The sequence below is a fragment of the Acinetobacter sp. YH01005 genome, from assembly GCF_013420465.1.
In the GTDB taxonomy this organism is placed as follows: Bacteria; Pseudomonadota; Gammaproteobacteria; order Pseudomonadales; family Moraxellaceae; genus Acinetobacter; species Acinetobacter amyesii.
Genome location: NZ_VOYA01000005.1, coordinates 1 through 20,793, shown reverse-complemented (window position 1 = coordinate 20,793; position 20,793 = coordinate 1). Strand labels below are relative to the sequence as shown.

Genomic DNA, 20,793 nt, shown 5'->3' with positions numbered 1-20,793 from the left:
GCTGTACTGGCCCAATTTCCGCCAAACATCTATACAGCTTTGTGCGCTTCAATGTGCAAATTTGGATATTGAGCCATTCCCTGCATCTGTAAAAAATGCAGGTATATTTAAAGTGAATTTAAATAAAAAACAACTAAATACCACTTTTTAAAGATTTTCACAGGTAAATAATTACACGAACGCACCCCATAAAGATATAAAAAAAATTGTTGGACAATATCATTTATTTATGTGAACACTCGCTTATCTCTCGAACAAGTTCTGCTATGCTTAAATTCCCATAAAATCAAGCATGGATGATTTACATGAGCGTCACTATTGGTACTCCACTTCAGTCTTCAGCGTATAAAGTCTTACTGTTAGGTTCTGGTGAACTCGGTAAAGAAGTTGTGATTTCATTGCAACGTTTGGGTGTAGAAGTTCATGCTGCCGATCGTTATGACCATGCTCCTGCCATGCAAGTTGCACATTTTTCTCATACTTTAAATATGGCAGATCCTGAGGCACTTAAAGCCTTAATTTCTCAAGTTAAGCCTCATTTGATTGTCCCTGAAATTGAAGCCATTGCGACTCAAGTTTTGGTCGAGATTGAAGAACAAAAGATTGCCACTGTCATTCCTTCTGCAAAAGCTGTCAACCTGACGATGAATCGTGAAGGGATTCGCCGTCTAGCTGCCGAAGAGCTTGGACTCCCAACTTCAGCCTACCGATTTGCCAATACCCTTGAAGCGTTCCGTGCTGCATGCGATGACATTGGCTATCCAAATTTTGTTAAGCCTGTCATGTCGTCTTCGGGTAAAGGACAGTCACGTGTAAAAAGCTTTGATGAAGTCGATGCTGCTTGGGAATATGCACAAACAGGTGGACGTGTAAATCAAGGCACCGTGATCGTGGAATCACAAATTGACTTTGACTTTGAAATCACCCTGCTGACTGTTCGTGCTAAAAATGCAGAAACAGGTGAAATTGAAACATCATTTTGCGACCCGATTGGCCACCGCCAAGACGCTGGTGACTATGTAGAAAGTTGGCAGCCACAACTTATGACTGCTCTTGCATTAGAGGAAGCCAAGCGTATTGCCAATAAAGTAACCATTGCATTAGGTGGATGTGGCATTTTTGGGGTGGAACTGTTTGTCAAAGGCGATAAAGTATGGTTTAGTGAGGTATCACCTCGTCCACACGATACAGGCCTTGTCACTCTTGCATCGCAATTCCAAAGCGAATTCGAACTGCATGCACGTGCCATTCTTGGTCTGCCTGTGAATACTGCTCGACACAGTACTGCTGCGAGCGCAGTCATCTATGCAGGCGTGGATGATACCAATTTATCATTTACTGGCTTAAATCTTGCTTTGGCTAATCCAGACACCGATTTACGCCTCTTTGGTAAACCAGAAGGCTTTAAACGTCGCCGTATGGGCGTAGCAACAGCACGCGCTGAAACCACAGATCACGCGCGTGAACTTGCTCAACATGCTGTACAACAAGTCAGTGTTCAACAAAACTAAGTTTGTAACACCTTAACGGACCACTGTTCATGATCAATACGCTTCCTCTGCTGAATTACATTAAAAGTAACCACGACATTCAGGCGATTAACCAATGGCGCTCAGATGTTGAAAATCAGCTACAGGAATGCTTTGAAAATGGACAGTCGATTCGTGATGTGATTTTGGCGCGATCGAATCTAATCGATGAAGCTTTAAAGTTCTTATGGACACATGCTGAACTCGACCAAACCGATCTCGGTTTGTTTGCTGTAGGTGGCTATGGTCGCCGTGAAATGCTGCCATACTCCGACGTCGATATCATGATTTTGTCTGAGGATGAAATCAGCCCAGAACAAGAAAAACTCATCTCCAGCTTTATTTCAACACTTTGGGATGTTGGTAATTTCAAACCGGGCATCAGTGTACGTACTATTAACGATTGTGTTGCTCAAGCCACCAATGATTTAACCGTGGCAACAGCGCTGATCGAAGCACGTTTGATTGTGGGCAATGAACACCTAGCCAAATGGCCACGCCGTATCGTGTCACAGACATGGACGGATAAAACCTTCTATGATGCCAAAATGCAAGAGCAAGCCAAACGCTATGCTCAACATAACAATACCGAAAGCAACTTAGAACCCGATATTAAAAATGCGCCCGGTGGTATCCGCGACATCAACCAAATCGGTTGGATTGCAAAGCGTCATTTCCGTGTCAATCGCATCTATGACCTTGTACATCTAGGTTTTATTTCAGAGTTTGAACTTGGCGTTCTTGAAGAAACAGAAAGCTTTCTTTGGGAAATCCGTCATCATTTACATCGCTTAACCAAGCGCGACGAAAACCGATTATTGTTTGATTATCAACGTGACATTGCCGCTAAATTTGGCTATCAGCGCGAAGAAGGTAAATCACCGAATTATCCAATCGAACAGTTCATGAAACGTTACTATCGTAGCGCTCAGCAAGTGACGACGTTAAATGAAATGCTCTTGGCTTATTTTAATGAATCTGTCATTACGCCACGCTTACCTGACTATGAACGTAAAATTGAAGAGATCAATGCCAATTTCAAATTAGTTGATGGTAAATTGGCTGTGCAGCATCATAAAATTTTCTCTGAAAATCCAAGTGCTATTCTAGAAATTTTCTACCTCTTGGCGAATCGTCCAGAAATTGAAGGCATTCGTGCCCGAACTTTACGTTTATTGTCACTTGCGGCAAAACGTATTGATCAAAACTTCCGTGACAATCCTGCACATCAAGCCTTATTTATGGCAATCATTCGCTCACCCTACCGTTTATATGACACCATGGTGGCGATGAAACGGTATGGTGTGCTCGGCAACTATATTCCTGCCTTTGGGCAAATCATGGGACTCATGCAATACGACTTGTTCCATATTTATACTGTCGATGCCCATACCCTATTATTATTACGTAATTTAAACCGTTTTAAAGAGCCTGAATTTGCTAAGGACTTCCCTGTCGTTAGCTCTGTATTCCAACGACTGGCGCGCCGTGACATCGTATATTTAGCGGCAATTTTCCATGATATCGCCAAAGGTCGTGGTGGTGACCACAGTGAACTTGGTGCAGCGGATGCAATTGATTTCTGCCGTACCCATGGGTTTACTGAACGTGAGTGCAACCTTGTCGCATGGTTGATTCAAAACCATCTATTGATGTCCGTTACTTCTCAGAAAAAAGACATTTCCGATCCAGATGTGGTGAAAGAATTTGCTGAGAAAATGGGCGATATGGAGCATCTCGACTATCTCTACACCTTAACAGTTGCCGATATCAACGCAACCAATCCGACGCTTTGGAATACATGGCGTGCATCACTCATGCGTCAACTGTATACACAAGCACGTGATGTGATTCGTTCAGGTTTAGGTCGTCCTGTAGACTATCCAATGCTGATTGAAGACACTAAATTTGCGGCCAGCGAACTATTAGTCAATGATTTTGCGCTCTACGATGTAGAAACTGTTTGGCAAGAACTCGGTGATGAATATTTCCTAAAAGAATCTGCCGATGAAATCGCATGGCATACACGCGCCATTTTAAAACATGGCAATAATGCAGAACCATTGGTGATGATGCGAGCACATCGTAAATTTGCACAAGATGCGGTACAGATCTTTATTTACACTCAAGATCAGCCTAACTTGTTTGCAACCACAGTGGCAATTATGGACAGAATGAATCTAGACGTTCAAGATGCTCGGATTATCACAGCATCCACTGCATTTAGTTTGGACACCTATGTTGTACTTGACCGTTTTGGCACCTTATTAACAGATCCTGAACGTGAACAAACCGTTATTGAAGCGCTCAAAAAAGCCTTGAGCCAATCTGACAAGTACCCAGGCCTGATGCAACGTCGTATTCCACGTCAACTGCGTCATTTTGATATTGAAAATACCGTGAGTATTTCTTTTAATGAAGCGCTTCAACAAAATATGGTTGAAATTGCGACACTTGACCATCCGGGCTTACTTGCTAAAGTCGGTGGTTTATTTATGATGCAAGGCCTAGATATTCACTCTGCGAAAATTGCGACGCTCGGTGAACGTGCTGAAGATATTTTCTATGTCACTAAAAAAGATGGCTCACCTATGAGCGATTCAGAAGCAGAAACGTTTGCTGCACAATTAAAGTCAGCACTTGATGAAGCTTCGAATCAGGTTTGTAGTCATCATTAACTTAAATTGATCGGTATCCATTCCATGAACTCCAGTTTGTCATTATTGCACCCTTATCCATTTGAAAAGCTAAATAAGCTATTTCAGGATGTGAAACCCGCAGATTTGCCTTTGATTCCCCTATCGATTGGTGAACCAAAGCATCCTGCACCGGAGTTTGTGAAACAGGCTATTATTGATAATTTTCAGCACTTATCCACTTACCCAAACAGCAAGGGTTTACCTGAGCTCCGCACAAGTATTGCAAATTGGTTAACTCGTCGCTTTAAACTCAATAGCATCAATGCAGACACCAACGTCCTACCTGTGTCAGGTACGCGTGAAGCGATCTTCTCGTTTGTACAAGCTTTGGTTAAACGTGAAGATGCCCCTTATGTGGTGATGCCAAATCCGTTCTACCAAATCTATGAAGGTGCAACTTTACTTGCGGGTGCAGAACCTTACTTCATCAACTGTACAGAAGAAAATAACTACCTTGGCGACTTTGACGCTGTGCCAGCTGAAGTTTGGGAAAAAACCGCTTTATTGTTTGTCTGCACACCGGGTAATCCTACAGGTGCGGTACTTTCTAAAGAACAGTTTAAAAAACTGATTGCTCTGTCTGACCAATATAATTTTGTGATTGCGTCGGATGAATGCTACTCAGAGCTTTGGTTTGATGAAGCACCTATTGGTCTGCTTGAAGTCTGTGCTGAAATGGGCCGTGATGACTATAAAAACTGCGTGGTATTCCACTCACTGTCTAAACGTTCTAACCTACCGGGTATGCGCTCTGGCTTTGTGGCAGGTGATGCTGCGCTTTTAAAACCTTATTTACAATACCGTACTTATCATGGCGCTGCGATGCCTGTTCAACACCAGTTGGCTTCAATTGCAGCTTGGGATGACGAAGCACACGTCGAAGAAAACCGCGTACAGTACCGTGCAAAATTCGAATTATTCCAACGCGAATTGGGTCACTTACTGCCATTACAAAAACCTGATGCAGGGTTCTACTACTGGTTAAAAGTGGATAATGATGAAACTTTTGCCAAAATGCTGATGGAAAAAGCACACGTTAAAGTGCTTCCAGGCCGTTATTTATCACGTGATACAGCACAAGGTAATCCGGGTGAAAACCATGTCCGCTTAGCTCTGGTTGCTGATATTGCCCAATGTGAAGAAGTAATTCGTCGCTTAAAAGCAGTACTTTAATTGATTTAAAGCGATTTGCTTAAAATAAAAATGCCCCAAATCTGGGGCATTTTTATTTGAGTCATTTCTTAACACTTATTCAGAGCTAATCATCTAGCAATAATTACTTATAAACAATTATTGAGAAATCACTGAAAACCATTAGAAATCAAATGTACCACCCAATTTAAATGTTCGAGGTTCGCTCAGTGTTAAACGCTGTATGAAAAATAAGTATGATCATAACGGATTGTTGTAAAGCGAATAGATAAGCAGACATCTGAAAGGTTTTAGCTAGTTGCAAAGTAATATCTTTCATTATCAATTAGATGCACCAGTAATAACAGATCATTTATGGAACTCAAAATTTGCCTTCTGCTATAAGCTTATTGAGGTGGATGAATAGCAAATTCATGTTCAACGGTATAACTGAGATTTTTATCGACCATCGGAATGGGTTCAAGTCGCGCAACCAATAGGGATTTTTGTACTTTTTGATCAAAGCTTTTAGAGCCTGAACTTGCAATGAGTTTTGAGCTACCAATATAGCCTGTTGTAGCAATCACAGTGAGCTGTAGTTTGACAGGATGCTTATACGCTTTCATCTCAGACGTAGACAGCACATATTGCGGTGCATTTACCCAAGAGACTTCATACATTTTCGGTTTGACATGTGGATCAATTACATCGGCAACACGCGTAGGTTGGTATTCTTCTACAGGTGTTTTTAATAATTGCAATAATGCATTGACCTGAGCATCTGTCGTGCGGTCTAGATTGCTGACATCAACAGAAGTTTCTGCAGATTCAGAAGCGTTCAAATTGCTATCTGCCCAAGCTGTACCCACACATATAGGTAAAAAAACCGTTAAAACACAAATTCGACGTTTAACCATCTGCTTAAACAATGTTATGACCTTCAAATAAAGAGCCGTCAGTATAAAACATCCAAAAAAATAAAGACGCTTTCGCGCCTTTATATCAACCTCAGTTCCACCAATGATTCACATCATTTAGACTGAGCCAAAGCTTTTTCAATATCTTCATTCAAGGTTTCAGGCTTTGTCGTGGGTGCATAGCGGTTCAAGACCTGACCATTTTTCCCTATTAAAAACTTCGTAAAATTCCACTTAATGCCATTTCCCAATACGCCTTTCGAGTTATTGGTTAAGTAACGGAAAATCACATGCGCTTCAGGGCCTTTTACATTCACTTTGGCAAACATCGGGAAAGATACGCCATAGTTTTTTTGACAAAACGCGCCAATTTGATCATTCGAACCCGGATCTTGTCCGCCAAATTGGTTGCATGGAAAGCCTAAAACTTCCAAACCTTGATCTTTATATTGTTCGTAAATTTTCTCCAAACCTGCAAATTGCGGAGTAAACCCACATTTGCTGGCTGTATTTACAATTAATAAAACCTTGCCTTCATAATCTGCAAAGGATTTATTACTTCCGTCCAGTAATTCTGCTTCAAACTGGTGAATGGTGGTCATGGATAAGTTTCCTCATCATTTTTTTCTTTTGTTTCTAATTCTAAGGATGCCGAATTAATACAATAACGTAATCCAGTCGGCTGTGGGCCATCAGCAAAAACATGCCCTAAGTGAGCGTCACAATGATGACAAACAATTTCTGTTCTGACCATACCGTGTGTCGTATCTACATTTTCTTCCACCGCAGCAGGTTCAATTGGCTTATAAAAGCTTGGCCAACCACAACCGCTATCGTATTTTGTTTCAGAAGAAAAAAGCGGTTCCCCGCAACAACGACATACATACGTGCCAGCTTGTTTCGTATTCCAATATTTTCCAGTGAAAGCTTGCTCCGTGCCTTTCTGACGCGTTATGCGAAACTCTTCTGGTGACAATTCTCTTTGCCATTCTCTTTCTGTTTTATTGAGTTTTCCCATGATGACGTCCCTTTATATCGTGGTATTTAAAATAGGATAATCCTATATTTACGTCATTCATTCTTAAATTTCTAGTCTTTATTCAACAATTTACAAAATCTATATAATGACCAAAAAAGCAAAAGGTAAGCAAATATAAAATCATGGTAAGCAAAATGCCAAATTAAATGCTTTTTTGTGAGCAACTTTAGTGATAATCTTAGCGCTACTCTTGCTCAGGATTAAAAAATGTCGCAGAAAAAGAGCGTAATTTTTAAAAATCTGCTGCCCGTGATCAAACAATATCAACAGGCAGGGTTTACGCATGAAAAAATAGTTGCTTTACTCAGAGACGAACATCATCTCGATTTAGTAACGACCGAGACATTTAAAAGCTATTTATACCGTTATGCAAAAGTGACCTCCACTCTTTCCGAGAATATAAAAATGCCGAATACGTTTAACACCCCACGCGAAATTAAGAAATCGTCTAAGCTCGAGCATGTTTGCTACGACATTCGCGGACCAGTGTTGCGAGCGGCCAATGAGATGGAGGAGGCAGGCCATAAAATTATTAAATTAAATATTGGTAACCCCGCACCTTTTGGTTTTGAAGCGCCTCAAGAAATTATTAACGACGTGGCACTCAACCTGCCAAACGCAATTGGTTATACCGACTCAAAAGGCATCTTCCCTGCGCGTAAAGCGATTTGTCAGTATTATCAACAAAAAGGTATCTTAAATATGCACGTCAATGACGTGTATGTCGGCAATGGCGTATCTGAACTGATCGTGATGGCGATGCAAGGTTTGCTCGATGATGGCGACGAAATGCTGGTGCCAATGCCGGATTATCCGCTTTGGACAGCGGCAGTTAACCTTTCTGGCGGTACAGCTATTCACTATAAATGTGATGAAGAGAATTTCTGGTATCCAGATATTGCTGATATGGAAAGTAAAATCACACCGAATACTCGCGGTATCGTGGTGATTAACCCGAACAACCCAACAGGTGCGGTTTACCCACGTCATGTGCTCGAGCAAATTGTGGCTCTTGCGAAGAAATACGACTTAATTTTATTTGCTGATGAGATTTACGACAAGATCGTTTATGACGGCATTGAGCATGTCTCTGTTGCTTCATTGGCAGGTGATCAGTTGTGTATTTCTTTCAATGGCTTATCGAAAGCATACCGAATTGCAGGTTACCGTTCGGGCTGGATGGCAATTACAGGCGATAAATCACGTGCGCTCGACTACATTGAAGGTTTAGACATGTTGGCTTCAATGCGTCTATGTGCCAACCACCAAGCGCAATATGCGATTCAAACAGCTTTAGGCGGTTATCAATCGATTAATGATTTAATCCGTCCGGGCGGCCGTTTATATGAACAACGGAACATTGCTTGGGAAATGTTGAATGATATTCCGGGTGTGTCTTGTGTGAAACCAGAGGGTGCTATGTACTGCTTCCCTAAACTGGATCCTGAAATTTACCCAATTCAAGACGATGAGAAATTCATGTTGGATTTCCTCCGTGCTGAAAAAGTACTTTTGGTTCAAGGTACGGGCTTTAACTGGCCAACACCAGATCACTTCCGTGTGGTGTTCTTGCCTGCTGAAAATGAACTACGTGAAGCACTGACTCGTTTAGGTCGTTTCTTGGCGAAAATGCGTTAATTCATAAGTGCTTTAAAAATAAAAAAACCGTACGTGCTGTACGGTTTTTTTATTACTGTATGCTTAAATTTGATTTCTATACTGTACTCACACCGTAGCTATCTTTTTGAATAGTTAAGTTTTTAATAATTTATTTTGAGCTTAGACCTTAGTCAAAACTTTAAGATCTGTTGATTTTTCTACAGCATATTCATGTTATTTTTTAACCAATCATAAAAACACATGAGTACAGGATGTTCTCAAACAAAATTAAACTGAGCCTATTTCTCTGTCTAAGCATGTGCCTCGGCATAGGGATCTTACGTTTTTCCTATACCGCACTACTCCCTTCAACCCGCGAAGCATTTGGTTGGAGCCTAAGTTTTGCCAGCATCTTAGGTAGTGCCAATTTGCTCGGCTACTTAATCGGCGCATTTTGGGCCATGAAATTACCCCAAAATAAAAGCATGGTGAGCTACATCCAACTCGCGGCTATTGCAGGGACACTCAGTTTACTCAGTTGTGCATTTTCAGGTTTTTCAGAAATTTGGTACAGCACTTGGCGCGTAATTTCAGGGATCAGTGGCGGCTTACTAATGATCCTCTCCCCAAGTGTCGTGGCCCAATGTTCACAGCTTCAAGACCGCTTTAAAATCAACTTTATTGGTTTTAGCGGTATTGGCTTGGGGGTCTTAATGGCAACGCTATTTTTGCCTTACATCCAAGATATTTCCACAATGTGGGCTTGGTTGATTTTGTTTTCTTTTTCAGCCCTGATTTGTATGTTACTCAGCGTGCTTTTAAAGGGTTTTAAATCACAGCTTACAACACTCACTGCAATTTCAGCTGCAGAACATAAAGTCGATGGAATTTTCTATTGTCTCTTAATTGTGTATAGCACCAGTGCATTTGCTTACGTGCCCCATTCATTATTTTGGATTGACTATTTAACTCACACCCTACACCTCAGCCCGATCGGGATCAATTTCAATTGGATTTTATATGGTCTAGGAAGTGCTTTAGGAGCCTTTGCTGCTTACTGCTTAGCACAAAAACTGGGAAATATTAGTGCTCTTAAAATTTTATATAGCAGCTATGTCTTCGCGATTTTTATAGCGATTATTAATATCCATCCACTTTTTACTTTTTTATCTTCTTTTGCGACAGGCTTGCTCAATCCAGCAGTGGTTTTTCTCACCTCTTATACCATTTTGCAAATCTATGGTAGCGCCTATAAAAAGCTCTGGAGTATTGCAACCCTGTGCTTTGCATCTATTCAATTGATCGGTGGTTTAAGCTTTAGTTTTTTACAGCGAATTGGTATTGATTATTCACAGCAATTTATTTTGGCCGCATGCGTACTCGGCATTGGAACAATGCAACTCTTTTGGTTCACTCGCACAGCAAAATTGAGCAAAAATCCCGTCTAGGTAGATCACAAGACATTCAACTGCATCACCATTCACACATACAAAAGTCATGCATACAAAGAAAAGACCTATATAAATAGGTCTTTTCATTTTGATAAAGAGTGAATGGGCTAAGCTTTTTTCAGCTTTTTCTTTAATTTTTTCAGAGCAGAATTATGCTTTGAAATTTTGTTCAACCTCGCTTTAATTTCCTTTTTAAGTGATTTGGTTTTCTTAGACAAATTCATCTCCTTCTCGTCTACGTATAAAACTTAAATTTAGTTCAATTAGAAAATCGTTTGACCAAATGAACTTTGACTCACAAAGTCTTTAGCCTATTAATGATGTTGTTGACGCTGATTTCGTTGATGTGGCTGTTGTTTCTGTTTCTTCTGGTCTTGTTGCTGTTGCTGTTGCTGTTGCTGTTGCTGATCATTTTGCTGCTGTTGATCAGTTTGTTGGTTTTGTTGATGCTGTTTACGAGACATTTCATTTCTCCTTATCATCATAAGTGTCACAATGTACTGTTACTAGATGTACATCTACTAAAGGACAACAACCAATGTACCGCTAATTTTCATGGAACCAACCCGATAAATGTTTCGAATTACGTCATTGTAAAATTTCTGGAGAATAATTAATTTGAAATCAATCCCCCTCTATTTTCTGCATTACTTAAGTTCACTCGAATAGTGTGGTTTTAAACTTTTAGTAACATGACAAGCATGCCAGACCATCTGATTGATTGCGTGAAGTCACCTTTTGAGTGTTGTTTTTTGAATGGTATTGAGAAGCTATGATTCTGTGTTTTTAATTATTCCCCATAAAAAAGACTGAATCATTCAGTCCTTTTTACCTAGCCTTTTTATACACCTAGCTTTTTTACACCTAGATTAGCAAATAAACTTAGTCCATATGCTCAATGATGGCTTGTCCAAACTCCGAACAACGCAAGAGTTTTGCACCTTGCATGAGTCGTTCAAAATCATAGGTCACTGTTTTGGCTTCAATCGCCCCTGCAATACCTTTAATAATTAGATCTGCAGCTTCTGTCCAGCCCATATTTCGCAGCAACATTTCTGCAGACAGAATAATAGAACCTGGGTTTACTTTATCTTGACCCGCATATTTAGGCGCTGTGCCATGTGTCGCTTCATATACTTGCACAGCGCCACCAATATTGGCACCTGGTGCAATACCAATGCCGCCAACTTCAGCCGCCAAAGCATCTGAAATATAGTCACCATTTAAATTTAGGGTAGCAATGACTGAATAATCGGTCGGACGCATTAGAATTTGTTGTAAAAATGCGTCTGCGATCGCATCTTTAATCACGATCTCTTTGCCAGTTTTCGGATTTTTTATTTTGACCCAAGGACCGCCATCTAGCAATTCACCACCAAAGCGCTCAACTGCGACTTCATAGCCCCACTCCTTAAACGCTCCTTCGGTATATTTCATGATATTGCCTTTGTGCACCAAAGTGACATTCGGCTTATCGTTATCAATGGCGAATTGAATGGCTTTACGCACTAGACGTTGAGAACCTTCTTTAGATACAGGCTTAATCCCGATACCGCAATTTTCCTCAAAGCGAATCTTGGTGACGCCCATTTCCTCTTTAAGAAATTTGATCATTTTCTTGGCTTCAGGCGAATCTGCTTTCCATTCGATCCCTGCATAAATATCTTCTGAGTTCTCTCGGAAGATCACCATGTCTGTACGTTCAGGATGCTGAACAGGTGAAGGAACGCCCTTAAACCAACGTACTGGGCGCACACAGACGTAGAGATCTAATTCTTGACGTAGTGCAACATTTAGCGAACGAATGCCACCACCGACAGGCGTCGTTAATGGCCCTTTAATTGAAACCACAAATTCGCGTAAAGCCTCAAAGGTTTCTTCGGGCATATAGGTACCATAAATTTTATTGGCTTTTTCACCACAATAAACTTCCATCCATTCTATGGCACGTTTTCCACCATAAGCTTTTTGTACTGCGGCATTCACCACGGTTTTCATCACTGGAGTGATATCAACACCAATACCATCGCCTTCAATAAATGGAATAATTGGATTATTGGGAACATTGAATGATAAGTCTGAATTTACTGTAATTTTTGTCCCATCCACTGGAACGACGATCTTCTGATAACCCATTTTTATGATCCTCCCTGAGAAGCGAGTGAAAAAATAATTGCTGTTTGATAAGACTTTTAATTGCGCTTCACGCATAATACTCTAAAGCAAATCTACCTTTTTTGAGATTTAGATGGGAAATAGCTGCATTTCCCTATTGAATAAATCTTAACCAATTTGAATTATTGTATTTAATAGAAGTTATTTCCTATGAAAATCGTCATCTTAAACAAGCCATATGACGTGCTCTCCCAATTCCGTAAAGACGAAGCGCATATGACCATATCTGACTTCGTGGACGATCCTAGTCTACGTATTGCAGGTCGTTTAGATATGGACTCTGAAGGTTTGGTATTTTTAACTGATCATGGTGGTTTAAATCAGTACATTACCAACCCTGAAAATAAAAAGTTCAAAACCTACTTAGTGCAAGTCGATGGTGACATCACAGAAGAAGCACTTGAGCAATTACGTAAAGGCGTTGAGCTGAAAGATGGTATGACTTTGCCAGCCAAAGCCCTCAAAGTACAACAACCAGAATGGTTATGGGAACGTGATCCTCCTGTACGTTTCCGTGCAAACATTCCAACCTCTTGGGTTGAAATCCAAATTTGTGAAGGCCGTAACCGCCAAGTTCGTCGTATGACTTCAGCAGTGGGTTTCCCAACTTTACGTTTAATTCGTACACGTATTGGTGCAATTGATTTAGTTCAATTGGCTTTAGAGCCAGGTGAAACCAAAGAAATTGAACCTTTACTTTACCCTGACTTTCAAAATGTACCTGCTGAAGAACCTTACCGTTCACGCTCTTATGTGAAAAAACCAGGCGGTACAGGTGGTAAGCCAATGGTTCGTAAGAATAAAGATGGCTCAGTGAAAAAGTCTGGTACAAAACGTATCTGGCAAATGGATGAGAGCGAAAAACCTAAACGCCGTACCAATGGTACAACTCGTCCGAATACCAAAGCTCCACGTGGCCGCGGTCGTAATGGGCGTTGATATTATTTCTTAAAAATCAGTTTGAAAAAAAGCTTACGCCAGTGAGCTTTTTTTTCAATAAATATGTATCTTTGAAGCATAATTTATACAACTTTACTTGCTACTAACGAATCTCTCAGTGATGGCTTTAATACTTGAACCTCACCTGTTTCATGTCTTAATATTCTATATGAATAAATATTTTCAGTTTCTAATCCATAAATATTCTGAAATCTCATCTTAAATTTAAAATCCAAATCATTGATTTTTGCTGATAAAAAATCATTAGTATAAGTGTCATTCAAACAATCTAGCCTTAATTTAAATTCAATAGACTCATCAACTAATATTTTCATTTCACGCTGATAAATTGTGTCATCCAAAGTCATTAATAAAACAATTCTTGATTCATTAATTCTCGAATAAACACTAAAAATTAATGAGCATAACTTTTCAGGCTTATTAGTTAATAGATCTCTAATATCAACAATTTCTAATTTTGGAGTGCATAATTCTAAGTAAGGTTGGCATGAATTATGATTCATTCTCAATTGTTCTGACTGTAGCTGAGCAAGATACCCTTGCTGTTTAACGCTCTCCTTCATCTCATCAATTTGCAATTGAAGCGCTCTTTCTTGCTGTTCCAAAGCTTTGGTATTTTGATCCAACTGTTTACCTTGTTGTATATACCCCATAATCAGCCAAAAGAATGCAATTGGCGCAAAAATGCCTGCAAGAGCATCTCCTAATTCATTTAAAGATGATGGAGATTCTAAACCTCCAAAAAACCAAACAATAATAATTACAGTCAACCAAATGCCTGTAATAGCAATACCCCAATTTAAACTTTTTTGATTCATCTTTTACTAATAAAAAACCCATACCTAAGTATGGGTTTTACATGAAAATTAAATACTTATCAAATTAAGCTTTTAACCACTTCTCAGCTTTAGCCTGATCTTCCACTTTAAGTTCAACTTCCGTCAATTCTGAACCTGCCGCTTCTACTTCAAAGCTCATCAACTCATCACGGCGGAATGCCAGTACGGTATAAGTTCCATCTTGCTTGGCATATTTTTCTGCCAATTTAACTGTCGCTTTTAGACCATCAATTGCAATAATCACATCATTTGCAGACAAGCCAGTTTTTGTCGCCGCACCGTCACGACGAGCAGACTGAACCAACACACCTTCAGGCTTATCAGCCAGTTTTAAACCAAATGGCAATGATTTGTCATTTTTGAGTGTATAGCTTAAGCCAAACTCAGGGAACAACTGATCTAACGGCAATTCATCTGTAGTATTAATCAAATGATTGATTTGTTCTAACCAATCATCACCTGTTAATTCATTACATAAATTGAAAATAGTCCGTTCATTGACTTGAATGCCATTTTGCGCATTTTCATATAGCTTACGCATTAAGGCATCAAGGCTAGAACCGCGCAGGCGTAAGCCTAGATCTAAACACAATGCAACGAGGCAACCTTTGTTGTAGTAACTTGTACCTGCGTTATTTGAGTTTTCATCCTGACGGTAGAATTTCACCCATGCATCAAAGCTTGATTCAGCCACAGTTTGAATCTCACGACCCGGATTTTGCAAATAGCGATCTATTTGTGCTTTTAAAAGCTTGATATAAGAATCCTGATTGATCACACCGCTACGCAGCAAGATCAAATCATCATAATACGATGTAAAACCTTCAAAAATCCAAAGCAAAGAGGTATAGCCTTCTTTGTTGAGGTCATAATTCACAAAGTTTTCTGGACGGATAAATTTTACCAACCATGAGTGGAAATATTCATGGCTGCATAACCCTAAGAAACGTTGATAATCTGCCGATGGTTCTACAGGTTCATTGGCTTTTGGTAAATCATCACGCGGGCTAATTAAACTCGTACTGTTTGGATGCTCTAAACCACCATAGCTATTGGCCGTTGCCATAGTCATAAAGGTATAGTCCTTAAAGGGCGCCGAACCAAACATTGAAATTTCAGTTGAACAAATTTTTTCAATGTCTTGCCGCATACGCTGCGCGTTCATGGCATGTTTGCCCGACACCACAAATTCATGTGGAATGCCGTTGGCTTCAAAACTGAAACGGGTTTGTTCCGCCAATTCAAACGGTGCATCAATTAACTGAGCATAGTTATCAGCATACAAGGTATAACGACCTTTCACTAAACTTTTTGACTTTAATCCAGTCGCAAGTTGGAAATGCTTTAACTCTGGTGGCAAGAATACTTCAACCTCAATAGCTGTATCTTCTTGGTCAACTAAACCTAAACATGCACAAGCTGGATTGACATATAAACGGCTTTGATCGACATAAGCACCACGGACCGACAAGTCAAAGGCATAAACATCATATTCAACGGTGATCAACTCATGATCAGTATTAAATAAACGCCATTTATTTTTTTCAAATTTCTCTATTTGTAACAAACGCCCATCTTCATCATAAGCTCGAACAGCTTCGATATGCTTCGAAAATTCTCGGATTAAGTAACTTCCGGGAATCCAAGTTGGCAAAGAAAGCACCTGTGTTGGATTTGCCAAGAAACGTGCAGTGACATGGACTAGATGCTGACGATAATCGTCAAATTCGATTTGATAATGCAACATAATGGGCGATATAAAATTAGTAAAAGATAACTTATCAATTAGATTAACATTTTTTACAACTGAATGCGGAACTGTCGCAATTGTCTACAATTATGACTAGTCAGCAGAAAAAAAAAGGCATAGCATGCCTAAAAATTTTTTCGTTTTACCACCAACGGAATGGTTGGTTAAGGAACCTCATTGAAACACGTGATCTACCTCATCGCGCTGCTTAGTTTTCTATGCTCCACGATAGCAAATGCTGCCCTTTTAAATATTGTCCCTGAAACTGTTGAAGCTGAAGCTTGGACCATTTTAGACCCTCAGTCGGGTCAGGTGATTGCAGAACATAATAGCCATGTTCAGCGTGCCCCTGCTTCACTTACCAAAATGATGGTGGCTTATATTGCTTTAAAGGAAATTAAAGCAGGTCATTTAAAGAAAAATGAAATCCTAACCGCAACCCCAGTTGTACAAGTGGTTCAATGGGATGAATCACAAATGTATCTCAAAGCTGGTGAACAAATTTCAGTTGATCAGCTTTTAGCAGGTCTTGTGGTCATGTCAGCCAATGATGCCGCAGTGACTTTAGCTGAACGTATTTCTGGTGATATTCCAAAATTTATTGAACGCATGAACAAAGAAGCTAAAGCTTTGGGCATGAATGATACCAATTTTCAAAATCCAGCCGGTATTACCATGCCAGAACATTATTCATCGGCGGCTGACCTTGCACGTTTAGGGCAAGCACTGGTGACTGAAACACCTGACTATTTGTATTATTCAAAACAACAAAGTTTTAGTTATAACCAACGCTTCCACCGTGCAACCAATATCTTATTAAAACAAGATCCCACCGTTGATGGCTTAAAAACAGGTTTTACTAAAGCTGCAGGTTATAACTTAGCTTTAACAGCCAACCGTTTGATCGCGAATCCTGACGCGCCAGAACGTCGTTTGATTGTTGTAGTATTAGGGGCAAAAAGTGGATTAAAACGTGCTGAAGTGGCTCACAACCTCATGAACTTGGCTTATACCTATACACGTAATGAAGTTGCAATCAAAGATAAGCAATTAATTGCAGAATTACCTGTGGTTAAATCAACCTTGAAAATGTTTAAGGTGGAAACTCAACAACCTAAACTGATTACAACTTCACTTTATGATCAAGCTTATGCCATCGATTTAAAAGCTTTTGATCCTACACAGCAACGTATTCTTTTAAATACTGGCAATGGCCAAATTCAAGCCATTGAACCACTTCATGAAACACAGACCAAACTGAGTGTTGAAGTAAATGAAAAAGAACTCACTGCGCCTTTGGCTGAAGTAATGAAATTAGCCACCGTTACTGTTTATCAAAATAATCAGCTGATCAATACCTTTGATATCGAAGATGACGTGCAAATTGAAGAAGCCAATATTTTTGAGCGTTTCATGATGTGGATCAAAGGCCTTTTTAGCATCTTTAATACGGATGCAGCAGAAGTTAAAACCTACCCTTTAGGTCAATGATGTGATTATGTAACTTGTAAGACAATTCGTTATTCGTGCAAAAAAGAAGATGGCATACTCGTGCCATCTTCTTTTTTTCAACAATAATAAAATAGGTAATTCAATGAATAACGCTGATGACTCCAAGTTACACCATATTGTCATTGTCGGTGGTGGTGCCGGTGGTTTAGAACTGGTCACACAACTCGGTGATTTACTCGGTAAAAAAAAGAAAGCGCGCATTACCCTCGTAGATATGAAACTCACGCATGTTTGGAAGCCCCTCTTGCATGAAATTGCCGCAGGGACGATGTCAGTCAGCGAAGAAGAAATCAACTACTATGCGCATGCTGCGAAGCATCATTATGAATTTGTCTTGGCTAAGTTTGAAAATGTTCAGCCTGCTGAAAAAACAATTCAGCTCAGCAAAGTCCAACAAGGTAAATATGAATCCATTCAAGAACAACTGCAACTGAGTTATGACACCCTTGTTCTTGCTTTAGGCTCAGTTTCCAACGATTTCAATACACCGGGCGTGTATGAACATTGCCACTATTTAGACAGTCTGCAACAAGCTGAAATCTTCCAACAAGATCTCTTACAGTTGTATTTGGATGCGCAAAATAGCAATACAGCACGTGAGTTGAAAATTGCCATTATTGGCGCAGGTGCAACGGGGGTTGAACTTTCAGCAGAATTGGTTGAAGCCAAAAATAATTTTTATAAATATGGTTTAAATAAAATTCATCCTCAAAGCGTACAGATCAATTTAATTGAAGGTGCTGATCGGATTCTACCTGCACTCCCTGAAAAAATGGCCGAGCATGCACAGCAGCAATTACAACGCATGAAAATTGAGGTCTTAACCTCTAAACGTGTGGAAAAAGTCGATGCTGAACATGTTTATTTTAATGATGGCAGTAAAATTAAAGCTGAACTGAAAGTTTGGGCGGCAGGTATTAAAACACCAGAAGTGATTTCGAAGCTTGAAGGTTTTGAAAAAGACCGTATGGGGCGTTTAAGTGTGTATGCAACACTACAAACCAAAGCCTACCCTGACATTTTCGCTTTTGGTGATTGTGCTCATTGTCAACCGCGCGCAGATGAGCCTGTCCTCGGCCCACGCGCTCAAGTGGCCAGCCAACAAGCGTCATTTCTCGTGGATTGCTTAAAGGCACGCATCCGTGGTCAGCAACTCCCAATGTTCGTATTTTCAGACAAAGGCTCCCTAGTCTCATTAAGCAAGCATAAAGCGGTTGGTGAACTTTTAGGTCAGGTCAATGTTCAAGGCTTTGTTGCCAAATCAATGTATGTTTCATTGTATCGAATGCATCAAGCCACAATTTACGGCTATGCACATGCAGGACTATTAACGGCTAAAGATTTTGTTACACGAAAAATCGCGCCTAAAATTAAATTGCATTGAAATTTACAGATTTGCCCCGATTAATGAAAAAAGCATCATAAGCATTTAAAAATTGCATTTTTTTGATAAATTTAGTCTACAAAAGTGCAATTTCACTTTATGATGTAACCCTTAAAAAATTGAATGGATCAATAACATGACTGCTATTGCAAATAACTCTGTGGTTTCTTTCCACTACACATTGACTAATGCAGAGGGTGAAACTCTCGACCAATCTCAAGGTGAGCCACTAGCATATTTGCACGGCGCTGGTAACATCATTCCAGGTCTTGAAAAAGCACTTTTAGGCAAAACTGTTGGTGAAAAATTCACTGTAACTGTTCCTGCTGCTGAAGGTTATGGCGAATACAACCCTGACCTAGTTCAAGAAGTTCCTGCTCAAATGTTCCAAGGCGTGGACAACATCCAACCTGGTATGCAATTCCAAGCTCAAACTGATGACGGCGTTCAAATCGTGACAGTTAAAGCGGTTGAAGGCGACAACGTTCTTGTTGATGCAAACTTCCCACTTGCTGGTCAAGATTTAACTTTCGAAGTTGAAATCGTTGAAATCCGTGAAGCTTCTGCTGAAGAACTTGAACACGGTCACGTACACGGTGCAGGCGGTCACCACCACTAAGATCCTCTGATCTCAAGTGCAAAAAGGCAAAGTTTTTACTTTGCCTTTTTTTATTTGCTATATTTCATGTAAAGCAAATAATTTATTGAATAAGAATGAAAACTCATACCCTTCTATTAAGTCTATGTCTCATAAATATGTCTTTTCCAGCATACGGATCTAGCGATACTTGTCGCAGTTTCGAATTAAAAAGCGCAAAGCAACTCAATCGCGTCTATCAAAAAGATGAATTCTATATTTTTTATTCGGATAAACAGAAAAGTAGAGACCGCATCCAAAATCTGAACGATACAAACAATAATGCAATTCCTGACTATATCGAAGATATTGCCATCCAAGCAGTCGCATCAAGAGATATCTTTAAACTAGCAGGATTTAGACATCCTCTAAAAAGCCCAAGATATAAGAATGTAAAGGCTATTGCCATATATGTACACGAACTAAAAGGAAATGGGCTCGCCTATGAAAACTCATCTCGAGCGCCAAGTGCCACGAATCTTAAAAATAATCTTTGCTTTATCAGCATTTCTATTTCAAATCAATTAAAAGACTTTCCTGGAAATTATTGGACTACGATCACTCACGAATTATTTCATTTATACCAATATAGCTATGCACAATTTAAAAACGCATGGTACTTGGAAAGTATGGCTAATTGGGCTGAACGTGCACTTAGACGTGATATTACACCGCAAACAACTCAATTACGTGCATTACCCCAAAATGCATTACAAGTTAATGAGCAATTCTTTAATAAAAACTATAATCACATGTGGCGGCGTTTGTTTTTCAAACAACAAAAAGATGCATTCTTAGTCCCCGATGAGCTTCTAAAGAGAACTTATATTGATGGTTCACTGGTATTTAAAGATAATGTTTGGTATGGAACTAAATTTGCAAAACATTTTTTAACCGACCTAGAAAATTCATCCATTAAAATAAGTAACGAAAAAAAATGGAACCCAGAGGTGGTCCCACATGTTTGAACAACTAAAAGCTTATTTATAAGTGATACTCTGCTCTAGTTAAGCTACCTTATTTTGTTGTGGTAGCTGGTCATAGTAAAACTCATCTGGAGTCATTTTGTCCAGACTCGAATGAGGTCGTTTCAAATTATAAAATTCAAAATATGCGTTTAATTGCTTCTTCGCATCCAAAACATTGCTGTAGGCTTTGAGATACACCTCTT

18 protein-coding genes are annotated in these 20,793 nt (G+C 39.7%); 10 read left to right on the top strand and 8 right to left on the bottom strand.

Translation table 11 applies throughout. The annotated features are described in order from the left end of the window. Positions 1 to 296: 296 nt before the first annotated feature. The 3 genes from purT to dapC are packed head-to-tail and all read left to right on the top strand — an operon-like array spanning position 297 to position 5,401. Positions 297 to 1,511 carry a formate-dependent phosphoribosylglycinamide formyltransferase gene (gene purT / locus FTT72_RS04075; RefSeq protein WP_180177915.1) on the top strand — a complete coding sequence of 405 codons (1,215 nt, stop codon included), beginning with the start codon at positions 297 to 299 and terminating at the stop codon, positions 1,509 to 1,511. A gap of 29 nt (positions 1,512 to 1,540) precedes the next feature. Continuing rightward, entirely contained in the window at positions 1,541 to 4,207 is a 2,667-nt protein-coding gene (glnD, locus tag FTT72_RS04070) for a [protein-PII] uridylyltransferase (RefSeq protein ID WP_180027234.1), read from the top strand. Positions 4,208 to 4,231: 24 nt separating this feature from the next. Beyond that, the gene (gene dapC / locus FTT72_RS04065) at positions 4,232 to 5,401 is read left to right on the top strand and encodes a succinyldiaminopimelate transaminase (RefSeq protein WP_180134679.1); all 1,170 of its coding nucleotides are present in this window, start codon (positions 4,232 to 4,234) and stop codon (positions 5,399 to 5,401) included. 365 nt (positions 5,402 to 5,766) lie between these two features. On the opposite strand, the gene FTT72_RS04060 is transcribed toward dapC, so the two are convergent. The 3 genes from FTT72_RS04060 to msrB all read right to left on the bottom strand — a co-directional run bounded on the left by FTT72_RS04060 (position 5,767) and on the right by msrB (position 7,294). Next, positions 5,767 to 6,276 carry an energy transducer TonB gene (locus FTT72_RS04060; RefSeq protein ID WP_180165347.1) on the bottom strand — a complete coding sequence of 170 codons (510 nt, stop codon included), beginning with the start codon at positions 6,274 to 6,276 and terminating at the stop codon, positions 5,767 to 5,769. Positions 6,277 to 6,389: 113 nt separating this feature from the next. Further along, on the bottom strand, positions 6,390 to 6,878 hold the full coding sequence (locus FTT72_RS04055) for a glutathione peroxidase (protein ID WP_078189057.1): 489 nt from the start codon (positions 6,876 to 6,878) through the stop codon (positions 6,390 to 6,392). Further along, positions 6,875 to 7,294 carry a peptide-methionine (R)-S-oxide reductase MsrB gene (msrB, locus tag FTT72_RS04050; protein WP_078189058.1) on the bottom strand — a complete coding sequence of 140 codons (420 nt, stop codon included), beginning with the start codon at positions 7,292 to 7,294 and terminating at the stop codon, positions 6,875 to 6,877. The genes FTT72_RS04055 and msrB overlap by 4 nt, the downstream gene beginning before the upstream one ends. A gap of 228 nt (positions 7,295 to 7,522) precedes the next feature. Here msrB and FTT72_RS04045 point away from each other — a divergent pair, with 228 nt between their 5' ends. Then, positions 7,523 to 8,953 carry a pyridoxal phosphate-dependent aminotransferase gene (locus FTT72_RS04045; protein WP_078189059.1) on the top strand — a complete coding sequence of 477 codons (1,431 nt, stop codon included), beginning with the start codon at positions 7,523 to 7,525 and terminating at the stop codon, positions 8,951 to 8,953. Between the two features lie 233 nt (positions 8,954 to 9,186). Then, a complete protein-coding gene (locus tag FTT72_RS04040) occupies positions 9,187 to 10,362 on the top strand; it encodes a YbfB/YjiJ family MFS transporter (RefSeq protein ID WP_180163377.1) in 1,176 nt (391 codons plus the stop codon). A gap of 317 nt (positions 10,363 to 10,679) precedes the next feature. Here FTT72_RS04040 and FTT72_RS04035 read toward each other — a convergent pair whose 3' ends face one another. Beyond that, positions 10,680 to 10,829 carry a hypothetical protein gene (locus FTT72_RS04035; protein ID WP_171319314.1) on the bottom strand — a complete coding sequence of 50 codons (150 nt, stop codon included), beginning with the start codon at positions 10,827 to 10,829 and terminating at the stop codon, positions 10,680 to 10,682. 418 nt (positions 10,830 to 11,247) lie between these two features. Next, a complete protein-coding gene (gene icd / locus FTT72_RS04030; RefSeq protein ID WP_180111051.1) occupies positions 11,248 to 12,501 on the bottom strand; it encodes an NADP-dependent isocitrate dehydrogenase in 1,254 nt (417 codons plus the stop codon). Positions 12,502 to 12,690: 189 nt separating this feature from the next. On the opposite strand from icd, the gene FTT72_RS04025 reads away from it, so the two are divergent. Further along, entirely contained in the window at positions 12,691 to 13,479 is a 789-nt protein-coding gene (locus tag FTT72_RS04025; RefSeq protein WP_180123971.1) for an rRNA large subunit pseudouridine synthase E, read from the top strand. Positions 13,480 to 13,562: 83 nt separating this feature from the next. Here FTT72_RS04025 and FTT72_RS16240 read toward each other — a convergent pair whose 3' ends face one another. Together FTT72_RS16240 and FTT72_RS04015 are read right to left on the bottom strand one after the other, a co-directional pair. Then, entirely contained in the window at positions 13,563 to 14,318 is a 756-nt protein-coding gene (locus FTT72_RS16240) for a hypothetical protein (RefSeq protein ID WP_257228620.1), read from the bottom strand. A 64-nt stretch (positions 14,319 to 14,382) separates the two neighbouring features. After that, on the bottom strand, positions 14,383 to 16,086 hold the full coding sequence (locus FTT72_RS04015) for a M61 family metallopeptidase (protein WP_180177914.1): 1,704 nt from the start codon (positions 16,084 to 16,086) through the stop codon (positions 14,383 to 14,385). 180 nt (positions 16,087 to 16,266) lie between these two features. Between FTT72_RS04015 and FTT72_RS04010 the strand changes: the two genes are divergently transcribed. The 4 genes from FTT72_RS04010 to FTT72_RS03995 all read left to right on the top strand — a co-directional run bounded on the left by FTT72_RS04010 (position 16,267) and on the right by FTT72_RS03995 (position 20,590). Further along, positions 16,267 to 17,580, top strand: a complete 1,314-nt coding sequence (locus FTT72_RS04010) for a D-alanyl-D-alanine carboxypeptidase PBP6B (RefSeq protein WP_180177913.1) — start codon at positions 16,267 to 16,269, stop codon at positions 17,578 to 17,580. A 103-nt stretch (positions 17,581 to 17,683) separates the two neighbouring features. Then, entirely contained in the window at positions 17,684 to 18,985 is a 1,302-nt protein-coding gene (locus FTT72_RS04005) for an NAD(P)/FAD-dependent oxidoreductase (protein WP_180163612.1), read from the top strand. Between the two features lie 136 nt (positions 18,986 to 19,121). After that, positions 19,122 to 19,604, top strand: coding sequence for a peptidylprolyl isomerase (locus FTT72_RS04000; protein ID WP_078189067.1), 483 nt, complete (start codon positions 19,122 to 19,124; stop codon positions 19,602 to 19,604). A gap of 137 nt (positions 19,605 to 19,741) precedes the next feature. Then, positions 19,742 to 20,590, top strand: coding sequence for a hypothetical protein (locus FTT72_RS03995; RefSeq protein WP_180177912.1), 849 nt, complete (start codon positions 19,742 to 19,744; stop codon positions 20,588 to 20,590). Positions 20,591 to 20,629: 39 nt separating this feature from the next. Here FTT72_RS03995 and FTT72_RS03990 read toward each other — a convergent pair. Continuing rightward, a partial coding sequence (locus FTT72_RS03990; RefSeq protein WP_005004295.1) for an integrase core domain-containing protein occupies positions 20,630 to 20,793 on the bottom strand: 164 nt, incomplete at its 5' end.